Source organism: Sphingomonas sp. Leaf242 (assembly GCF_001422045.1).
Taxonomy (GTDB): domain Bacteria; phylum Pseudomonadota; class Alphaproteobacteria; order Sphingomonadales; family Sphingomonadaceae; genus Sphingomonas.
The window spans coordinates 51,197-70,839 of sequence record NZ_LMLW01000001.1; the positions used below are offsets into that span (position 1 = coordinate 51,197).

24 protein-coding genes are annotated in these 19,643 nt (G+C 66.0%); 15 read left to right on the forward strand and 9 right to left on the reverse strand.

Going from position 1 to position 19,643, the window contains the following annotated elements; genetic code table 11:
• Positions 1-13: 13 nt before the first annotated feature.
• Positions 14-169, forward strand: coding sequence for a hypothetical protein (locus tag ASF09_RS19940; RefSeq protein ID WP_156359118.1), 156 nt, complete (start codon positions 14-16; stop codon positions 167-169).
• Between the two features lie 50 nt (positions 170-219).
• Here the strand turns inward: ASF09_RS19940 and ASF09_RS00230 are convergent, their stop codons facing one another.
• A complete protein-coding gene (locus tag ASF09_RS00230; RefSeq protein ID WP_268795587.1) occupies positions 220-498 on the reverse strand; it encodes a winged helix-turn-helix transcriptional regulator in 279 nt (92 codons plus the stop codon).
• 182 nt (positions 499-680) lie between these two features.
• Between ASF09_RS00230 and ASF09_RS00235 the strand changes: the two genes are divergently transcribed.
• Complete coding sequence (locus tag ASF09_RS00235; protein ID WP_060523719.1) at positions 681-1,544, forward strand: SDR family oxidoreductase; 864 nt, start codon at positions 681-683, stop codon at positions 1,542-1,544.
• 10 nt (positions 1,545-1,554) lie between these two features.
• On the opposite strand, the gene ASF09_RS00240 is transcribed toward ASF09_RS00235, so the two are convergent.
• Positions 1,555-2,127, reverse strand: a complete 573-nt coding sequence (locus ASF09_RS00240; RefSeq protein WP_200912490.1) for a sugar O-acetyltransferase — start codon at positions 2,125-2,127, stop codon at positions 1,555-1,557.
• Between the two features lie 2 nt (positions 2,128-2,129).
• The gene (locus ASF09_RS00245; RefSeq protein ID WP_200912491.1) at positions 2,130-2,750 is read right to left on the reverse strand and encodes a DUF1349 domain-containing protein; all 621 of its coding nucleotides are present in this window, start codon (positions 2,748-2,750) and stop codon (positions 2,130-2,132) included.
• Positions 2,751-2,891: 141 nt separating this feature from the next.
• On the opposite strand from ASF09_RS00245, the gene ASF09_RS00250 reads away from it, so the two are divergent.
• The 5 genes from ASF09_RS00250 to ASF09_RS00275 all read left to right on the forward strand — a co-directional run bounded on the left by ASF09_RS00250 (position 2,892) and on the right by ASF09_RS00275 (position 6,008).
• On the forward strand, positions 2,892-3,440 hold the full coding sequence (locus tag ASF09_RS00250; protein WP_060523723.1) for a TetR/AcrR family transcriptional regulator: 549 nt from the start codon (positions 2,892-2,894) through the stop codon (positions 3,438-3,440).
• 246 nt (positions 3,441-3,686) lie between these two features.
• Positions 3,687-3,923 (forward strand): YozE family protein, encoded by a 237-nt coding sequence (locus tag ASF09_RS00255; protein ID WP_060523725.1) that lies wholly within the window; start codon positions 3,687-3,689, stop codon positions 3,921-3,923.
• Between the two features lie 326 nt (positions 3,924-4,249).
• Positions 4,250-4,810, forward strand: coding sequence for a GDSL-type esterase/lipase family protein (locus tag ASF09_RS00265; RefSeq protein ID WP_162237211.1), 561 nt, complete (start codon positions 4,250-4,252; stop codon positions 4,808-4,810).
• A 48-nt stretch (positions 4,811-4,858) separates the two neighbouring features.
• Entirely contained in the window at positions 4,859-5,377 is a 519-nt protein-coding gene (locus ASF09_RS00270; RefSeq protein WP_060523731.1) for a TIGR02594 family protein, read from the forward strand.
• A 112-nt stretch (positions 5,378-5,489) separates the two neighbouring features.
• Positions 5,490-6,008: a general stress protein gene (locus ASF09_RS00275; protein ID WP_060523733.1), complete on the forward strand. Its 519-nt coding sequence runs from the start codon at positions 5,490-5,492 to the stop codon at positions 6,006-6,008.
• A 157-nt stretch (positions 6,009-6,165) separates the two neighbouring features.
• Here ASF09_RS00275 and ASF09_RS00280 read toward each other — a convergent pair whose 3' ends face one another.
• A complete protein-coding gene (locus ASF09_RS00280; RefSeq protein ID WP_082443964.1) occupies positions 6,166-7,152 on the reverse strand; it encodes an alpha/beta fold hydrolase in 987 nt (328 codons plus the stop codon).
• An 88-nt stretch (positions 7,153-7,240) separates the two neighbouring features.
• Between ASF09_RS00280 and ASF09_RS00285 the strand changes: the two genes are divergently transcribed.
• Positions 7,241-8,179 (forward strand): LysR family transcriptional regulator, encoded by a 939-nt coding sequence (locus tag ASF09_RS00285; RefSeq protein ID WP_060523737.1) that lies wholly within the window; start codon positions 7,241-7,243, stop codon positions 8,177-8,179.
• Here the strand turns inward: ASF09_RS00285 and ASF09_RS00290 are convergent, their stop codons facing one another.
• Complete coding sequence (locus ASF09_RS00290; RefSeq protein ID WP_060523739.1) at positions 8,180-8,530, reverse strand: DUF3999 family protein; 351 nt, start codon at positions 8,528-8,530, stop codon at positions 8,180-8,182.
• Between the two features lie 204 nt (positions 8,531-8,734).
• Between ASF09_RS00290 and ASF09_RS00295 the strand changes: the two genes are divergently transcribed.
• The 6 genes from ASF09_RS00295 (at position 8,735) to ASF09_RS00315 (ending at position 14,290) form a co-directional block, all read left to right on the forward strand.
• Complete coding sequence (locus tag ASF09_RS00295; protein ID WP_235529473.1) at positions 8,735-9,223, forward strand: NAD(P)H-dependent oxidoreductase; 489 nt, start codon at positions 8,735-8,737, stop codon at positions 9,221-9,223.
• Positions 9,224-9,226: 3 nt separating this feature from the next.
• A complete protein-coding gene (locus ASF09_RS20820) occupies positions 9,227-9,418 on the forward strand; it encodes a hypothetical protein (RefSeq protein ID WP_235529474.1) in 192 nt (63 codons plus the stop codon).
• A 26-nt stretch (positions 9,419-9,444) separates the two neighbouring features.
• Positions 9,445-10,476, forward strand: a complete 1,032-nt coding sequence (adhP, locus tag ASF09_RS00300; RefSeq protein ID WP_060523741.1) for an alcohol dehydrogenase AdhP — start codon at positions 9,445-9,447, stop codon at positions 10,474-10,476.
• Positions 10,477-10,478: 2 nt separating this feature from the next.
• Positions 10,479-12,863, forward strand: coding sequence for a phosphoketolase family protein (locus tag ASF09_RS00305; RefSeq protein WP_060523743.1), 2,385 nt, complete (start codon positions 10,479-10,481; stop codon positions 12,861-12,863).
• Entirely contained in the window at positions 12,851-13,891 is a 1,041-nt protein-coding gene (locus ASF09_RS00310; protein ID WP_060523746.1) for an acetate/propionate family kinase, read from the forward strand. The genes ASF09_RS00305 and ASF09_RS00310 overlap by 13 nt, the downstream gene beginning before the upstream one ends.
• 129 nt (positions 13,892-14,020) lie before the next feature.
• Positions 14,021-14,290 (forward strand): hypothetical protein, encoded by a 270-nt coding sequence (locus ASF09_RS00315; protein ID WP_060523747.1) that lies wholly within the window; start codon positions 14,021-14,023, stop codon positions 14,288-14,290.
• A 469-nt stretch (positions 14,291-14,759) separates the two neighbouring features.
• Here ASF09_RS00315 and ASF09_RS00320 read toward each other — a convergent pair whose 3' ends face one another.
• The 4 genes from ASF09_RS00320 to ASF09_RS00335 form a co-directional block, all read right to left on the reverse strand.
• Positions 14,760-15,176, reverse strand: a complete 417-nt coding sequence (locus ASF09_RS00320) for a response regulator (protein WP_060523749.1) — start codon at positions 15,174-15,176, stop codon at positions 14,760-14,762.
• A 69-nt stretch (positions 15,177-15,245) separates the two neighbouring features.
• Positions 15,246-15,878 carry a response regulator transcription factor gene (locus tag ASF09_RS00325; protein WP_060524811.1) on the reverse strand — a complete coding sequence of 211 codons (633 nt, stop codon included), beginning with the start codon at positions 15,876-15,878 and terminating at the stop codon, positions 15,246-15,248.
• Positions 15,871-17,433, reverse strand: a complete 1,563-nt coding sequence (locus ASF09_RS00330) for a PAS domain-containing sensor histidine kinase (RefSeq protein ID WP_200912493.1) — start codon at positions 17,431-17,433, stop codon at positions 15,871-15,873. Before ASF09_RS00330 ends, ASF09_RS00325 begins: the two co-directional genes overlap by 8 nt.
• A gap of 262 nt (positions 17,434-17,695) precedes the next feature.
• Positions 17,696-18,514, reverse strand: a complete 819-nt coding sequence (locus ASF09_RS00335) for a universal stress protein (protein ID WP_060523751.1) — start codon at positions 18,512-18,514, stop codon at positions 17,696-17,698.
• Between the two features lie 173 nt (positions 18,515-18,687).
• Between ASF09_RS00335 and ASF09_RS00340 the strand changes: the two genes are divergently transcribed.
• Complete coding sequence (locus ASF09_RS00340; protein ID WP_060523753.1) at positions 18,688-19,338, forward strand: BON domain-containing protein; 651 nt, start codon at positions 18,688-18,690, stop codon at positions 19,336-19,338.
• Positions 19,339-19,643: the final 305 nt, after the last annotated feature.

Here is a 19,643-nt window from a genome sequence, read left to right on the forward strand (position 1 = left end):
CGATCACCGGGCCGTGCGCCACGATCTGCCCTTTGGCGAGCAGGTCGTCGAGCAACGCGCCGTGCTGCTCATCGATGTCTTTTATCGTCGGTCATCGTCGCGAGGAATCCGCGCGGGGTGGCAGGTATTTGCACAGCTGACATTTCATCGATGGTACCGTCAGACCTGAAACTGCTCGGCGCAGGCGGTGCGCAAGAGCCTACGCTATCCGGTTCTGGCCTAGCCTCGGGTGAGCTCGGGCAGCGTGTCTTCGATCCAGTCGGCCAGCGCCTGTACGAGGAGGGCGGCCTGCTTGCCTTGCTCGGTCAGCGCATACTCGACACGGGGCGGTACGACCGGGAAGCTTCGGCGGCGGACGAGCCCGTCGCCTTCGAGCTGCTTCAATGTCTGCGAGAGCATGCGTTCGCTGACGCCGGCGACCTTGCGGCGAAGGTCGCTGAACCGAAGCGTCCCGGGTAGCAGCGCGATCAACGCCAGTGTGCCCCAACTGCTCGTCACGTGCCGCAGGATGGCGCGAGAGGGACACCGGGGCGCGAACACGTCGCCGCGTTCCATGCGATCGGCAAGGCGCGTGGACGATGCGGTGGTGATTTCCAAAACTAACCTTTTTGTGCGTACTTCTGTTTCGTAAGTTAAGCGCTTACCTCGCCTGCATCAACAGCGTGAAAGTGGAGACCATCATGTACGCAGTCACGGGAGCTTCCGGTCAGCTTGGTCGCTTGGTCATCGACGCCCTTCTCCGGACGGCCAGGCCATCCGACATCGTCGCGCTCGTACGCAATCCCGCCAAGCTGAGCGACCTTGCCGCGCGCGGCGTCGTCGTGCGGGCCTTCGATTACGATGCGCCGGATACGCTCGAGCCCGCACTCGCCGGGGTCGAGCGCCTGCTGCTGATCTCCTCGAGCGACGTCGGTTCGCGCGAGGCGCAGCACAAGGCCGTGATCTCCGCCGCCAAGACGGCGGGTGTCGGCTACATCGCGTACACCAGCATCCTCCATGCCGACGCCAATCCGATGAACCTGGCGGTCGAGCACCGCGCGACCGAGGCCGCGATCAAGGCAAGCGGCCTGCCGCACGCGATCCTTCGCAACGGCTGGTATACCGAGAATTACGTTATGTCCGCCGCGTCCGCGATCGAGCATGGTGCACTGGTCGGTAGTGCAGGCGACGGCCGGATTTCCAGCGCGAGCCGCGAGGACTATGCCGATGCGGCGGCCGCGGTGCTGATCGATGGTTCCGCCGAGACCCGGGTCTTCGAACTCGCCGGGGACGATGCGTTCACGCTTGCCGAGTTCACCGCTGCGATCGGCGAGATCGCGGGACGCCCGGTCGTCTACCAGGATCTACCGCAGGACGACTATCGCCGGATCCTTGAAGGCGCCGGCCTTCCGGCACCGATCGCCGACATGCTCGCGGAAAGCGATGCAAAGGCGGCCAACGGCTCATTGTTCGACGAGGGCCGGGCACTCAGCGCGCTGATCGGTCGTCCGACGACGCCATGGCGCACGACGCTCGCCGACGCATTGAAGGGCAAGCAAGGCTGACGCTGGCGCTTCAAGCGCGCGCGTCGGGATCGCGCTTGGCCGCTACGCGTGCGGGAATGCCGACAACGGTCGTTCCCGCCGCGACATCCCGGGTGACGACGCTGCCGGCACCGACGATCGCGTCGTCGCCGATCGTCACGCCGGGCAGGATCAGCGCGCCGGCGCCGATCCAGACGTTGCGGCCGATGACGACCGGGCGGCCGAACTCCAGCATCTTCGCCCTGATCGCTGGATCGCGGGGGTGATCCGCCGTGAGGATCTGGACACCCGGTCCGATCTGCGTTCCCGCGCCGATCCGGACCGACACGACATCCAGGACGATGCATCCGAAATTGAGAAAGACACCGTCTTCGAGGTGGATGTTGTAGCCATAATCGCAGTAGAACGGCGATCGCACGGTGGCGCCGTTGCCGACGTGCCCTAGCGCTTCGGCGAGCATCGCATGCCGCTCTGACGCAGGCGCAGCGGGCGCGGTATTGTAGCGCGCGAGCCAGATAGAGGCCGCCGCGGCGTCGGCCGCAAGTTCGGGACCGTCCGCGGTGTACAGGTCGCCGCGCAACATCTTCTGCTTTTCGGTCGGCATGCTCAGCTCAGATCGTGAAGGTCTTTGCCGAGCGGGGCGGTGATCTGGAGGTCTGAGAACCGGATATTCAGGCCACTGCGTTCGGGCGTGCAGGCCATCGGACCGACCTGATACGACGATGCGATCGGGAACGGCGCGAGGCGGACCAGCGGCCAGGTCTTGCCGTCCGCCGAGACCTGAAGCCGCAGCACGCCTTTGGCGACGGTCGCGCGCATCCAGAAATCCTGCGCCGGATGCTCGTAAGGCCCGGTTGCCCAATCGGACTTGCCGTCGGTCAACACGCTGCTGAGCATCGCGCGTCCGTCGGACAGTTCGATCCCGGCCTTGACCCAATGAAGATCGTCGACCCGCACCATGATCCCGGCCTGATCGTAGAGCTTTTCATACTGGCCACGAATGCGGACCTGTGCGGTGAACGCATCGGGCGCGGTGAAACCGAGGAAGTGGCCGCTGTCGCGCGTGAAGCCGTAATGCGTTTCCCGCCAGAAATCGGTTCCCTGGTCGGTGACGATCGACAGGTCGTCATTCGGATCGACCGTCCAAGTCTTCGGTTCGTTCAACCAACGCCCGTCGGATCGTCCGAGTATCGACTTACCGCTCGCCGCTGCGACCGGCGTTGCCACAACCGAGGGGATCGCCAACGCTGCCGCTCCACCGAGAACCGTACGTCGCGATATATCAGGGGTCTTCACAAGCGCTGCCTTTCGCTACAATCTCCGGATGTGTACAGATGTACATAATGGCTGGAAAGGCAGAAATTGACCGTGGAACCTCGTCGGCGGAATGATCCGGAGCGCAGACAGCGGATCGTCGACGCGACGCTGATCGTCATCGAACGCCACGGCGTGGCCGGGACCACGCATCGTCGGATCGCCGAGGCGGCCGCGGTGCCGCTGGGCTCAGTCACCTATTATTTCGCATCGCTCGAGGACCTGCTGACGACCGCGTTCCTGCAACTGGCGACGATCTCGTCCGGCGCGTTCGAGGCGAGACTGGACGCAGCCACCACGCGCAGCGAGGCGATCGAGGGTGTCATCGACATCATTGCCGGATCGGTCTGGGCGGATCCGCGCACGCTGTTGCTGAGCTACGAGCTATACGCCTACGCGACGCGCCATCCCGAGGTGACGACGGTCATGCGGCAATGGATGGACAATAGTCGCGCTGCGCTGGGGCGGTTCTTCGATCCCGTCACGGCGCGGGCGCTGGATGCGCTTGTCGAGGGGATCGGCATCCACAATTCGATCGACTCCGCACCGCTCGACCGGGATGCGATCCGTATGATCGTCGACAGAATTACCAGGGTCGCATGACTCAAAGACGATTTGCAGCCGAGTATATTCGCCGACCAATCGCTACGGGGCGCTCCGCTTCTGCCGTGAACTAGCAAGCCTGCCTTCTGGCATCGTCTGGCTTCGACTCAATATCGTTGCTCCATCAGTGTGGAGACGTCGCGATCGGCATGCCGATAGCCAGGCTCGATCCGATTGACCCACAAGAACATTGCAAGAACATGGATTCGATGCGATTGTCAGCCCGACGATTCGTAGGACGAGAGAATGACCGATCACGATGACGACCAGCAGGAGCCGAGGCCGGCGTTCGGCCAGTGGCTTGTGACGCAGAAGGACCGGACCGACCTTGTCGGTCAGCTTGCGATCGGAGCGGTTGCCGACCGCCGTTTTCCGCGCAACGGGGATCCCGAAGCGGTACGGAAGCATCTTAGCGCCATGCAGGCGGAGGGCGACATGTTTGCCGCGGTCGATGACGCCGAGTCGGATTGGTTGTCGGCATGATGCAGGACGCGTGGGAGCAGGCATTTGCGCTGATGGCTGATCATGGGCAACTGGGTGCCTGCGCGGTCGTAGCGTCTGGCATGCAGAAGACGCCGCCAGGGCGACCGGAGCAATACCGACAATGGGAGGTGCTAGCGGACTGCCTGAATGCCGTGGCCGACGCCAGCCGGACGACGCATTGATCCGAAAGATAGTTCGCTGATCGCCGTCGCTGCAGCGAGGACGTTCCCCTGCACGGTACCGCGAACACGATCGCATCGGAAATACCGATGAGATGCCCGCGTCACCTTATATTGCGGCGCCTGTGACCTATGTCGCGGCGACTTATGGAAAACGTCCCACCTCTCATCCTCGCGATCGGCGATAGTCTCATTGCGGGATACGGACTGGCAGTCGCGGACAGCTTTCCGGCGCAACTGCAGTCATCGCTGCGGTATCGATATCCCGGCGTGTCCGTGATCAACGCCGGCGTGTCAGGCGATACGAGCGCCGACGTTCTACGCCGCCTGCCACGGCTGCTGTCGAGCCTCGACCAGCGGCCAGCGCTGGCCATCGTCCAGGTAGGGCCGAACGACGTCCTGCGGCAGGTGCCCGTAGCGCGTACCCGCGCGCAACTCGCGAACATCCTGCTGAGCCTGAGCGATTGCGGCATTCCCGTGGTCCTTACGACCGTCGAGCCGCCGGCGTTCATACGCGACCGCGCTGCTGCGTATCTGAACATCCATGCCGAGGTGGCTGCCGAACACGGTGCGACCGTCTGGCCGTTCTTCCCGCCGGGTGTGCTGGGGCACTCCGCCATGGTGCTGGCAGATAGGGTGCATCCCAACGCGAAGGCGATCGCTGCGGTCGTGGCCGCGATGCTGCCTGTAGTGGAGCGAATGGTGTAGCGCCGCGCGTTCGAGCGTAACCACAGGCTGTTGGGATCATGTCGGAATATGAAGACTAAAGTCGTGGCGACGGAGCCGACGTGGTTGAAGGCAGCTAGAGCGAAGTCGGGCACCAAAGAGGCTGCCGGTTCGGCGAACAGTGCCACCATTCTCGGCTGGGCGAAGCGGCTCGGCACGAAAGTGCTCGGCATGGTCTACAACGCCGACAGCGTCCCGTGGTGCGGCGTGTTCGTCGCCTATTGTCTTCAGGAAGACGGGATCGAGCCCGTAGCGATCGCGGTTCGCGCGACGTCGTGGTCGACATGGGGGCAGGGGCTTCGTCCGGAACGGCTCGCACCCGGCGCGGTGCTGGTGTTCGCGCGTCCGGGCGGTGGTCACGTCGGATTCTATGTCGGCGAGGATGCCGTTGCGTATCATGTCCTTGGCGGCAATCAGGGCGATGCCGTCACTGTCGCGAGGGTCGCAAAGGATCGGTGCATTGCGCGACGGTGGCCATCAGGCCGTCCGGTCATCGGCAAGCCGGTGCAGATGGCCGCGCGTAAGCCGACCTCGAGCGACGAGGCCTGACCGCCCCATGCTATTCTCGGTTACCGGGGCGGTAACCTTCAATGTCTGGAACGATCATCTGTCGACACCGCTTTTAGGAGCATCTGCAACCGAGCCATCGACAGGAAGCACAATGAGCACGAACCTCATATCCGCCGTATTCGATAATCACGCCGACGCAGAGCGCGCGGTCTCGGAGCTTCGTGCTGCCGGGGTCGACGACCGCGCCATTTCCATCGTCGCTCAGCACGACGGCAAGACCGCGACGACCGACGGCAACGGCGACACGCAGGAGTTCGCCGGTAAGGTTGCCGCCGGCGCAGGCATCGGGACCCTGCTCGGCATCGCGGCGCTGGCCATTCCCGGGGTCGGTCCCCTGGTCGCAGCGGGTGCGATCGCATCGGCGGCGATTCCCGGTGCCGCGATCACTGGCGCGGCGCTTGGTGGGGCCATCGGGGGGCTCGAGAAGGTGATGACCGACCACGGCGTCAGCCGCGTCGATGCGAGCTACTACGAGGGGCGCATCAAGGAGGGCGGCGTTTTCGTGTCGGTCGATACCAGCGCTGCCGGGATTGCCCCGAACGATGCGGCCGACCTGTTGTATCGCGCCGGCGGTCACACCTCCACGCGCACCAAAGTGGCCGCAGCGTAAGAACTAGCCCAGGATCGGAGGGGCGTCCACGGACGGGGCTGGCTTGGCAAGCGTGTCCCGTCCGCTGCCGCGTCAGTCTCGGCTACCGCGGCGCACGCCCGCGCGGCGCCTATGGACCGCAGCGCGCTTTGCGACCTTCCCGACCGCCCCTGCTAATTCAGGTCACCGTTCGACCGAGGAAGTCCCGGATATAGCTGGCGATCACGTCATGGTGCGTTTCCAGCGCGAAATGGCCGGCCTCGAGCAGGTGTATCTCTGCCTTGGGCAGGTCCTGCCGATAGGCTTGCGCACCGGCGGGAATGAAAGCGGGATCGTGTCTGCCCCACACCGCGAGCAGCGGAGGCTGATGCTGGCGGAAATACGCGTGGAAGGCGGGGTACAGAGCGACGTTGCTGCGGTAATCCAGGATCAGGTCGAGCTGGATGTCCGCAGCGCTCGGACGTTCCATATAGGCGATGTCGAGTTCGTAGCCGTCCGGTGACAGCAGCGCGGGATCCGAGCCGGTCCCATATTGCCAGTCGCGGATCGTGTTTGGTGCCAAGGATGCGCGGCAGGCCTCGCGGTGGGCGTCGTTCGGCTCGCGCCAATACGCTTGCCAGGCACCCCACTGATCGCTGAAACCCTCTTCATAGGCGTTGCCGTTCTGGCTGATGATAGCGGTCACCCGCTCGGGATGGCGCATTGCCAGCCTGAGTCCGACGGGTGCCCCGTAATCGAAGATGTACAGGGCGTAGCGGTCGAGGCCGAGCGCATCGACGAACTCCCCGAGCACCCGGGCAAGCGTGTCGAAGGTGTAGGGGAATGCCCCTCGCGCCGGTGCTCTGGTCTGTCCGAATCCTGCCAGATCTGGCGCGATGACGCGATAGCGGTCCGCCAGCAACGGGATCAGATCGCGGAACATGTGGCTTGCGGAGGGAAATCCATGCAGCAGCAACAGCACCGGCGCGTCGGCGGGACCGGCTTCGCGGTAGAAGACGTCGACCTCGCCGACCTGTTTTCGACGATAGTGAATTTTGGACACGGGCGGTTCCTTTGATCGGGGTGGGGCAGCGGTGAGAAGGCTTGGGATGCTCGCCAGCGCTGGCCCTGTCGCGAGCCATGAGAGAAGGGTCCGGCGGGGGTAGAGAGTCGGTCGATGGCGCATGCGGCCTCCTTGCCGACCTCATGTATGTCTTGCAGGGAGCGGCGGTTAGCCTTGTATAATGACAGGCTTGATTGCAGGATCCGAAACGATGGATCGATTGGAAGCGATGGCGCTGTTCGTTGCCGCGGTGGATCGCGGGTCGCTCGCGGCGGCTGCCAAACGCTACGGGCGATCGCCGGCCAGCGTGACGCGCGCGGTCGCGTTGCTGGAGCGGGACGCCGGCGAGACGCTTCTGCTGCGCTCCACCCGCAAGCTGAGCTTGACCGCATCCGGCGAGCATCACGTAACGGTATGGCGGGACGTGCTCGAAAAGCTCGAACACCTTGCGCCGATCGGCGCGGGCGCGCCGGTCCAGGGAAATATCGTGCTCACGGCGCCCGAATTGTTTGGCCGCGTCGCCGTCCTGCCGCTCCTCGAAAGCTTTCTCGACGATCATCCGCTGGTGTCGGCACGCGTTCTTCTGATGAACCGCTTGGTCAACCTCATCGGGGAAGGGGTCGATCTCGCCGTGCGGCTGGCGCCGCTGGGGGATTCTTCTCTGCGCGCCATCCGGATCGGCGCGGTCCGTACGCTGCTGTGCGCATCCCCGGAGTACCTGGACAAGGCAGCACCTCTGACGACCCCGGCCGATCTCGAGCACCACGCGTGCATCGGCTTAGACGTAGCGGCCGAGGGCGAGCGCTGGACGTTCGCAAGCCCTACGACCCCCGCGCGCAAGCGGCGATCGGTCCGGGTCCAGCCCCGGCTCAGCATCAGCAACGCAGCCGCCGCCATCGATGCCGCTCTGCGCGGCCACGGCTTGATTCAGGCTCGCTCCTATCAAATCGTCGACGCGATCGCGGACGGTCGCCTGATACGCCTGCTGCCGGAATGGGAGGAGCCGCCCGTACCCGTGCATTTGGTGTTCCCCGCCGGGCGCGCGTCTCATGGAAGCGTGCGGGCGCTGATCGACCATCTTGGTCCCGCCTTGCGACGCAATCTGGCGGACGTCGAGGCGTCCATGCGCGTGGTACCGACTATATCGTAATTACCGACGTACGCTTTCGCTCCGGGCAAGCCACGGCTGCTCGCGATCGTCGCGGCCGAAGAGAGCAATGGGCACGAGGACGTCGCGGCCGGTAGAAACGATCCTGATCGCGGAGATCGCCGCCGCGAACGGAATACTGAACTCGATGGCATGAGCGTCGGTCAGCGGCGGTGCCGAGCCCTCGACCGAAGGGCCACCACCCGTCGGTTTGTCTCGCGTGATCAGCAGCGCGCGGTGGATCGTTACCGGCGGCAGCAACCGCGACGTACCGCGCCATACGATGCTCAGGTAGTCGCGGTGCAGCACGGCGTCGCCGAGCGGAACGACGACCGCGGGTTCGGCTGCCGCCACCACATGATCCCGACTTATCGGGGCAATTCGGAACAGAGCCTGGATACGTATCGGAACGCCGCAGCGGAATTGCGACCTGCGTACTTTCCGAGGGTCACGTCGGGGGCTGTCGACGGATAAACGTCCAGACCAGATACCCCGCAGGATCGCGCCGCGCTTTGCTGCGGCTGGCGGGGATCGCGACACTTTGGCGAGGACGCAACGATGGCAGGTGGCGAGCGCGGCACGACAGGCGGACGGCATGCCGTGATCCTGTGTCATCCCGATCCGTCGAGCTTCAACCATGCGATCGCGGGCGCCTATTGCGACGCGGTGCGCGGGGCGGGGCAGGCGGCCGTGTTGCGGGATCTGTACGCAATGGGGTTCGATCCAGTCCTCAAGGCGGCGGAGCGGCCGACCAACGTCGCCGCAGTATATGAAGCGGACGTACTGGTCGAAGTCGACGCGATCGCCGGCTGCGACGTCTTCGTTCTCGTCTACCCGATCTGGTTCGGGACGCCGCCGGCGATGCTGAAAGGCTATGTCGAACGCGTGTTCGGCGCAGGCGTGCAGCCTGAGGCGTTGCAGGGGCGAGTGCGGACCGACCTTCTCGGCGGCAAGCGGCTTGTCAGCTTCTCGACCTCCGCGGCGAGCAAGGTCTGGCTCGACGAACAGGGGCAGGGGCAGGGGCTCAACAGCGTGTTCGACCAGTAACTGGTGCATGCGTTCGGGATGCGGTCGCAGGAGCATCGCCGGTTTGCACACATCGTGCCGGGGCTGAGCGCGCGCTTTGCCGATCAGTATCTGCGCGAGGTTGCGGTCCAGGCGCAGCGGACGTGTGCGCAGATCGCGTTCGGGGACGAGGCCTTGCTGGCCGATCCCGCGCTCGTCGCCCGGATGGCCCGCTGATCCATCCGCATCTTCAAGGAAATTCCATGACCCGTATGATGCACGCCGCCGTCGTCGAGGCGTTCGGCAAACCCCTGACCTTGCGCGAATGGCCGGTACCGGTCGCAGGGCCCGGACAGATCGTCGTCAAGACCGAAGCATGCGGGGTGTGCCACACCGATCTGCACGCCACGCATGGCGACTGGCCGGTCAAGCCGACGCCGCCGTTCATTCCGGGCCATGAGGGCATCGGCATCGTCGTCGAAGTCGGCGCGGGGGTAACGATCGTGAAACTCGGCGACCGGGTTGGTGTGCCGTGGCTATACTCCGCGTGCGGGCATTGCGAATACTGCCTGTCCGCCTGGGAAACCGTGTGCGCCGAGGCGGAGTTCGGCGGCTACACGCGCAGTGGCGGGTTCGCCGAGTATATCCTCGCCGACCCGAACTACGTCGCGCATATTCCCGCCGGGCTGTCCGCGGTCGAGGCGGCGCCGATCATCTGTGCGGGAGTGACGACGTACAAGGGCATCAAGGAAACCGGCGCGAAGCCGGGCGAGTGGGTCGCGATCTCGGGCGTCGGCGGGCTGGGGCATCTCGCGGTGCAGTACGCCAAGGCGATGGGGTTGCGCGTTGCCGCGGTCGATGTCGACGAAGGCAAGCTCGCGCATGCCGAGGCGCTGGGCGCGGAACTGTTGATCGACGCGCGCAAGCCGGATGCGATCACGGCGCTGAAGGACAGGACCGGGGGTGGCGCGCACGGCGTGCTGATCACCGCGCCGTCGCTGACCGCGTTCAATCAGGGCGTGGCGATGACGCGGCGCAAGGGGACGTGCGTGCTCGTCGGACTGCCGCCGGGCGACTTTCCGATGCCGCTGTTCGACGTGGTGGCGCAGTGCATCACGGTGCGCGGATCGTTCGTCGGGACGCGCAAGGATATGGCGGAGGCGCTCGCCTTTGCCGCCGACGGCAAGGTGAAGGCCGACATCGAAGTGCAGCCCTTGTCGGCGATCAACGACATCTTCGACCGGCTCGAACGCGGGCAGGTTGCGTCGCGCGTCGTCCTCGATTTCGGGAGCTGAACATGGCCGATATTGCAACGATGATGCCTCCTAAGATGCATCCTCTGTCTCACGACATGCTGCGCCGGATGGACGCGTATTGGCGTGCCGCGAATTATTTGTCGGTCGGGCAGATCTACCTGCGCGACAACGCGTTGCTCGATCGACCGCTGACGATCGCCGACGTCAAGCCGCGGCTGCTCGGGCATTGGGGGACGACGCCGGGGCTGAATTTCCTGTACGTCCATCTCAACCGCCTGATCGTCGAGCATGACCTCGACATGATCAACATCATCGGTCCGGGGCATGGCGGGCCGGGGCTGGTCGCGAATACCTATCTGGAGGGCTCGTACACCGAACGCTATCCGGCGATCGAGCGGAGCCGCAGCGGCATGCACCGGCTGTTCCGGCAATTCTCGTGGCCGGGCGGTATCCCGAGCCATGTCGCACCCGAGACGCCGGGGTCTATCCACGAAGGCGGCGAGCTCGGCTATTCGCTCGCGCATGCCTATGGCGCAGCGTTCGACAATCCAGACCTGATCGTCGCATGCGTCATCGGCGACGGCGAGGCGGAGACGGGCGCGCTGGCGGCGAGCTGGCATTCGAACAAGTTCCTCAACCCCGCCCGCGACGGCGCGGTGCTGCCGATCCTGCACCTCAACGGCTTCAAGATCGCCAATCCGACGATCCTAGCGCGGATCGACGAGCATGAGCTCGACGCGTTGCTGCGCGGTTATGGGCATGAGCCCTATTATGTCGGCGGCAGCGACCCGGCGGCCGTCCACCAGCAACTCGCCGCCGCCCTCGACAAGGCGTTGGCACGGATCCAGGCGATCCAGGCGGCGGCGCGGATCGAGGGCGTGACGCCCCAGCGACCGCGTTGGCCGATGATCGTGTTCCAGACGCCGAAGGGCTGGACGGGGCCGAAGTTCGTCGACGGCAAGCCGGTCGAGGGCACTTGGCGCGCACATCAGGTGCCGATCGCCGACTTCGAGGATCCCGAGCATCTGCGCCAGCTCGAAGACTGGATGCGGAGCTATCGTCCCGAGGAGCTGTTCGATGCGAACGGCAAGTTCCTGGAGGAGTACGCCTCGCTTGCACCGACCGGGCATCGGCGGATGGGATCGAACCCGCACGCCAATGGCGGGGAATTGATGGTGCCGCTGTCGCTGCCCGATTTCCGCAGCTTTGCGGTGCCGGTGGCAACGCCGGGCGGAGTCAAGGCGGAAGCGACGCGGGTGCTCGGGCGCTATTTGCGCGACGTGATGAAGCTCAATCTGGCGACGGTGAATTTCCGGCTGTTCGGGCCCGACGAGACCGCGTCGAACCGGCTCGCCGACGTGTACGACGTGTCGGGGAAAGTCTGGATGGCGGAGATCGAGGCGGTCGACGAGCATCTCGGGCCCGACGGCCGGGTGATGGAGGTGCTCAGCGAGCATCTTTGCCAGGGCTGGCTCGAGGGGTATCTGCTGACCGGGCGGCACGGGCTGTTCTCGTGTTACGAAGCGTTCGTTCACATTGTCGATTCGATGGTCAACCAGCATGCCAAGTGGCTGAAGGTGACGCGCGGCATTCCGTGGCGGCGGCCGATCGCTTCTTTGAATTATCTGCTGACCTCGCATGTCTGGCGGCAGGATCATAACGGGCTGTCGCACCAGGATCCGGGGTTCATCGATCACGTTGCGAACAAGACCGCGGACGTCGCGCGGATCTACCTGCCGCCCGATGCGAACTGCCTGTTGTCGGTCGGCGACCATTGCCTGCGTAGTCGCGGCTATGTGAACGTGATCGTCGCGGGCAAACAGCCCGAGTGGCAATGGCTCGGGATCGACGCAGCGGTGCGGCATTGCACCGCGGGGGCGGGGATCTGGGACTGGGCGGGCGACGATGCGGACCCGGACGTGGTGATGGCGTGTGCGGGCGACGTGGCGACGCTGGAGACGCTCGCGGCAGTGACGCTGTTGCGCGCATACGTGCCCGACATCCGCATCCGGGTGGTCAACGTGGTCGACCTGATGGTGTTGCAGCCACGCTCCGAACATTCGCACGGGCTCGACGAGCGCGAGTTCGACGCGATGTTCACGCGCGACAAGCCGGTGATCTTCGCGTTTCACGGGTACCCGGCGATGATCCACAAGCTGACCTACCGGCGCGCGAACCACGCCAATATCCACGTCCGCGGGTACAAGGAGATGGGGACGACGACGACGCCGTTCGACATGGTCGTTCTGAACGATCTCGACCGGTACAGGCTGGCGCTCGACGCGATCGAGCGCGTGCCTCGGCTGCGCGACTGCGTGCCGCGCGAGATGGCGCGGTATTGGACGACGATGGAGCGGCACAAGCTGTACATCGCCGAGCAGGGCGACGATCTGCCGGAGGTGCGTGACTGGCAATGGTCACGGTAGAGGGGCGCGCGGTAGTTCTCGCGCTCAACAGCGGTTCGTCGTCGCTGAAATATGGGCTGTACGCGGTCGATCCGGAGCCGGTCCTGCTCGTTGGCGGTACGATCGAGACGCTCGACGATGATAGCGACGATCACGCGCGCTTCCTCGATACGATCGAGACCGCGTTGAAGGGGTGGCCGACGCCTACGGTGATCGGTCACCGGATCGTCCACGGTGGCCCGCACCGCCACGCGCATTGTCGGATCGACGATGCGGTGATGGCGGATATGGAGGCGGCGTGTGCGTTCGCGCCACTGCATGGGCCGGCGTCGCTGGCGCTGATCCGGGCGGCGGGCGCGCGCTATCCGGGCGTGCCGCAGGTCGCGTGCTTCGATACCGCGTTCCACGCCGGGATGCCCGACGTTGCCAAGACGCTGCCGATCCCGCGCGCGTATCAGGCGGCTGGCGTGCGACGCTACGGCTTCCACGGCCTGTCCTGCGAGTCGATCGTCCGCCAACTCGGCGGCGACATGCCGGCACGGCTCGTGATCGCGCATCTCGGCAACGGCGCGAGCGTGACCGCCGTGCGCGATGGACGATCGATTGATACCAGCATGGGGCTGACCCCGTCCGGCGGCGTGATGATGGCGACGCGGACGGGGGATATCGACCCGGGCGTGTTGCTGTACCTTCTGCGAGAAACCGAGCTGGACGCCAAGGCGCTGGCGACGCTGGTCGATCATGCTGCCGGGATGACGGGTATCTCGGGGCTGTCCGGCGACATGCGCGTCCTGCGCGCTGCGGCGACCGAAGACGCCGACCTCGCCATCCGTATGTTCGAGCGGTCGGTGTGCAAGCAGGTCGCAGCGATGATCGCCTCGCTCGGCGGCGCCGACATGCTTGTGCTGACGGGGGGCATCGGTGAGAACGACAGACTCACCGGCCGCGCCGTTCGCGACGGCCTAGCCTGGATGTCGGGGCTCGAAATCCGGATACTGCCCTCGCAGGAAGACGCGCAGATCGCGCTGCACGCTGGCGTACTCGCCTGACGACCTTGGCGAGGTACGTGCTTTCCGAGTCCCGACGCCGCCGTCCACGCCCGCTACCGTCTGGATACGGATCGGCTCATCGACACCCGCATCGTGCGGCAGCGGGGGCGAACCGGCGGGGACTTCGTGATGAACGCTATCCACACCGAGATACTTTATTTCCAGCGCCGCCTCGACGCCACGCGGGCGATGGCCGATGCCGCCGCCGGGCCGTGTGCGCGCCGGGCTCACGAACTGCTCGCGCAACTCTATGGCGAGAACCTAGAGGTGTTGTCAGTCCAGGCCGCCGGCCTGATCGCCGAACCCGTGCCGACATTGGCGGTGCGGAGTATCGGCGCCGCCCCGCGCCTTCGGCCGATCGCGCACCGTGCGCGCCTGACGCTTAAGCTCGCCTGCTAGCCCACATTCCTGCTGCTATGGTGCGCAGCGAAGCATGGATCAGCGAGCGGTAGCGCAGCGCAGGCGAACGCCGGGAAGCATGGCTTAAGGCTGGGGAGGTCGGCTTTGGACCACCACGGGGCATCGTTCGACAGGATCGCCGTGGAGCCCCCTGCGCCTGCGCGTGCGTCAGGCGATCGGCTCGATGATCGGCAGTTCGCCGGTCAGTTGTGGTCGTCGAAGCCGGCGACGATCGAATGGCTGAATTCATGGCGTAATCACGTTAATTGGGCATTGCCAGACTGTAGGATCGAGATGTGGCGGCACCAGAGTCGGGAACTAGTCTAGCGCGCCCTAGCGATCGGTGCGGGCGTGGGACGGGCGCTCGAATGGCGCTTGCGGATCGAACACGCTTTTGGCCTCCCGCGAAGGCGGTAGATCAGTCTGGGTCCCCGCCTTCGCGGGAAAACAGGCTATCCTTACGCCGCAGTCAGCCCGCCGCGTTCCAGCCGGACCAGCCGCGATCGATCGACGCAGCGATCGCGGTAAGCAGCGGGGCGTCCCCGGCGGTGCGGTCGAGGATGCGGTCGCCGTGGCGTTCGGCGGCGTGGACCAGCGCGGGGGGCGGGGCGGTGCCGTCGAGCAGGATCGCCTTGCCGCGCCAACCCGACGCGCGCATCGCCTGGAGCGTGGCCATGCCGGTGCCCTCCGGGCCTTCGACATCGACGACGATGCAGGGCACGTCGCGCGATCGGGGGTCGGCGAGCAGCGCCGCGCCGGTCGCATAGGAGCGGACGTCATAGTGCTCCGAGAGCAGCATGATCTGGCGCGCGCGACGGATCGCGGGGTCGCCGTCGACCAGCGAAACGCCGATGCCGTCATGCGATTGGGGAGCGTGGTCGGTCATCGGGCGGGTCCTTCTCGACCCTCGATGACACGCGGACCCCGCCGCGTCTGTACGTAGAAGACGAGGGTGTCAGGCGGGCTCAGCGGTTTCGCCTAGCCCGGCCGAGAACGCGATGCGCAGGACGTCGGACAGGCTGCGCGCAGCGAGCTTTTCCATCAAACTGGCGCGGTGGACTTCGACGGTGCGGGTGGCGATGGCGAGGTCGTAGGCGATCAGCTTGTTCGGGCGGCCGAGCACCATGCCGTCAAGCACGTCGCGTTCGCGCGGGGTAAGGGCGGCGAGGCGGACGAGCGCGTCGGCGGCGGCAAGGTGCTCACGGTCTGACCGTGCCGCGTGCGCCAGCGCCGTATCGATCGCGGCAAGCAACGCGCTGCGCTCGAACGGCTTTTCGAGAAACTCGATCGCGCCCGCCTTGATCGCGCGAACGGCCAGCGTCACGTCGCCGTGGCCGGTCAGCAGGATCACCGGCAGCGCGATGCCGGTCTGCGCGAGGCGCGCCTGTACCTCCAACCCGTCGAGGTCGGGCATGCGGACGTCGAGTAGCACGCAGCCGCGCGTCTCCCGCGTCACGGACTTCAGGAAATGCGTGCCCGCCGGATAGGTCTCGACCGCATACCCTGCCTTGCGCAACAGGAAACCGACCGACTGGCGGATCGCCTCGTCGTCGTCGACGATATGCACCGTGCGGAGTACGTCAGTCATCGGTGTCGCCTTCTTGTGGCGCGGCAAGCGGCACGGTGAAGTGGAACGCCGTGCCGCCGTTCGTAACGCCCTCCGCCCAGATCCGCCCGCCATGCGCCTCGACGATCGTCCGGCAGATCGACAGGCCGAGCCCCATGCCGTCCTCCTTGGTGGTCGCGAACGCCTCGAACAGACGAGCGCGGACGTCGGTGTCGATACCGGAGCCCGTGTCGGCGACGGTGACTTGCATCCAGCCATCTCGTTCGGGCGCGGTGGCGATCGACAGCGTCCGGACCGGCGACGCGGTCATCGCATGGATCGCGTTGCGGATGAGGTTGACGAGCACCTGCTGGATCTGGATGCGATCAACGCGGACCATGATCGGGCCCGGCGAGGCCGTGTTGACGACGGCAATCCCCGCCTCGTGTGCGCCGAGCAGACCAAGGCTGGTCGCCTCTTCGACGAGCAGGTCGAGCGCTTCGTCGCGGAACCCCGTGTCGCCGCCATCGACGAACGCGCGCAGTCGGCGGACGATCGTGCCCGCCCTCAGCGACTGCGCCGCTGCCAGGTCGAGCGCCTCGGCGATATCGGCCAGCAGCGGGTCAGCGCTGCCGTCTATCATCGCCCGCGTTGCCTCGAGATAATTGGCGATCGCGGTCAGCGGCTGGTTGATCTCGTGCGCCAGGGTGGACGCCATCGTGCCCATCGCGCTGACGCGGGAGACATGGACGAGTTCGGATTGAAGCTCCTGTACGCGGCGCTCGGTCGCATGGCGGTTGGTGAGGTCGCGGATGAAGCCGGTGAAGATGCGTTCGCCCGCGATCGACGCCTCGCCGACCGCGAGTTCGATCGGAAACGTCTCGCCGCCTTTACGCATCGCGCGTTCGAGCCGGACGTTGCCGATCACGTGGCGCTCGCCGGTGTGGCGGTATTTCCCCAGGTGCGCGTCGTGATCGCGCGATTCCACCTGCGGCATCAGCATCGCGACGTTCTGGCCGATCACGTCGCTCGCCGCATAGCCGAAGACGAGTTCGGCGGCGGCGCTGAACGAGGCGACGATGCCGTTCTCGTTCATCACGATCATCGCGTCGGGGACGGTGTTGAGGATCGAGCGGAGATGGTGTTCGCGGCGGACGATCGCGGCCTCGGCGGCCTTCTCATGCGTGATGTCGCGGATCACCTTGCCGAACCCGCGCAACGCACCGGCATCGTCGTGGAGCGCGGTGATCGTGACGTGCGCGAGGAATTCGGAGCCGTCCTTGCGGACCCGCCAGCTCTCTTCCTCGATCCGGCCATCGCAGTGTGCGCGGGCGAGGTCGGCTTCGGGCTTGCCCGCGGCGATATCGTCGGCGGGGTAGAAGATCGCGAAATCGCGGCCGATGATCTCTGCCTCGGCCCAGCCCTTGATCCGTTCCGCGCCGCGGTTCCAGATCGTCACGCGGCCGCGGGGATCGAGCATGTAGATTGCATAGGTCGCCGCGCCGTCGATCAGCAGCCCCAGTTCCTCCGCCAGCGCCGCATCGCCGCGCGCCACCGCCTGGGGGTCGGTACCGGGCGAAGACTGCGACGCGATCATGCGGGCGGTGCGGTGGCTCGGGGGGCGCAGAGGCAAATCATCGAGATGCGGGCCTTGTTCGACACACTGATCCGATCCGGCAGGGGGCAATGATACGACGCCCTCGTTCGGACCATGACGCATGTTAAGCCAAAGACCCGCTATATGCTAATAGTCCTTCGATGATCGCGATTGCCGACAAGGTCGTGACGCCGACGACTAGTCTTCGGTTCGCCTTGGCAACCGGGCCAAGATAATTGCGGATCACGGCGCCCGTCACGGTTCAGTGCGACAGCAATGTGCAACGCCGGTCGCGCAGCAGCAGGTCGCGGGTGACGCCGCCGAACGCCCATTCGCGGATCCGGCTGTGACCATAGGCGCCCGCGACGACGAGGTCGGCCTCGACGTCGTTCGCGATGCCCGCGAGCGTGTCGATGCTGGTGCCTTTCATCCGCGCGACGATCTTATCCGCATCGACGCCGTGGCGTGCGAGCCAGGCGGTGACGTCGTCGATCGGTTTCCGCGCGTCGATCGCGTCGATCGCCACCTCGACGATCACGACCCGGTCGGCGGCGTGGAGCATCGGCAACGCATCGCTGATCGCGCGGCGGCATTCGCGCGTATCCGTCCACGCGATCATGATCGTCGAGAAGATGGCGGTCGCGGCGCCGTCGGGAACGATCAGCACCGGGCGGCCGGCGCGCAGGATGAGATCGCCGGTGTCGGCATGCGTCGCGCGGTCGGCAAACCCTGGGCCAGCGCTGGTGATGACGAGATCGGCGGCGCGCGCGTTCTCCGCGACGACGTGCGCGATGTTGACGATCGTCGGGATCGACCGCCATTCGAGGACGTGCTTGGCGAGCCGTTCGTGCGCGTAAAACTCGGTCTTGGCGCGGGCGAGTTCGTCGGCGACGATATCGCGCTCGATCACCGCATAGTCGCCGCCGAGATAGCCGTCGCACGTGCCGATCGGCACCGGCTGGCAGGCGGCGATGCCGATCACCGCGGCGTCATGCTGATCGGCAAGCGTGGCCGCGACGTCGAGCAGGACGGCGTTAGGTCGGCCGCCGTCGAGATGCACCATCAGGGTCGAATAGGTCATGCGCGGTCTCCCTCTTTCGCCGAGCTGTCGGCGTTAGGGCGGGCGCATGAAAGGATCGGGAACTACGCATAAGCGCGGCATGTGCGTAGTTCCCGACGCTGGCCGCGACCGGTCGCGGCGATAGGGTGTGGTCATCGGCTCGGGCCTCTCCGCGCTGTCTCCAGGAGCGTGTCATGTCTCACGACGCCAGATTGCAGAAAGCCGTACTCGCCGAACTCAACTGGGACCCGAGCGTCCCCGCCGGTCACATCGCCGTCACCGCGAACAACGGCGTCGTCACGCTGAGCGGCCACGCCGGCAGCTACGCCGCAAAATACGCCGCCGAACGCGCCGCCGCGCGCGTCGATGGCGTGAAGGCGGTCGCCGAGGCGATCGAGGTGCAGCTGGAGGACCGCTTCAAGCGTGGGGACGAGGCGATCGCCAGCGCGATCGTCGAGCGCCTCTCCTGGGATACCACTGTTCCGCATGACAGCATCAAGGCGCAGGTCGAGGATGGCTGGGTCAGCCTGCGCGGCGAAGTGCGCTGGCATTTCCAGAAGGACGCAGCCGAGGCGGCGGTACGGCCGCTCGCAGGCGTGGTCGGCGTGATCAACCACGTCACGCTGAAGCCGCGCGTCGACGTGACCGACGTCAGCAACGACATCCGCACCGCGCTGCACCGCTCGTGGTTCTTCGACGGCGACACGATCAAAGTGTCGGTCGACGGCGGCACGGTGCGGCTCACCGGCTCGGTCGATTCGCCGCACGACCGGATGGTCGCCGAGCGCACCGCCTGGGCGGCGCCGGGCGCGGTGAAGGTCGAGAACATGCTCGAAATCGTCTGACATGGGCGCGGTGTCGTCGCACCGCGAACGTCACGTCACGTCACGTCACGTCACCGATCGGATCGGCTGGCTTCGCGCGGCGGTGCTCGGCGCCAATGACGGGCCAATGACGAGATCGCCTCGACTGGCAGCCTGATCATCGGCGTCGCCGCCGCCGGTGGTCAGGTCGCCGAGATCGTCATCGGCGTGACACTCGCGGCCCTGCTGTTCACGGCGCGGGTGAGCGATACCGTTGCGATTATTGGTCCTGGGGACGACGCGCCCACCGAACGCGAAGCACCGCCGACCTGGCCAGATTTCCAGAC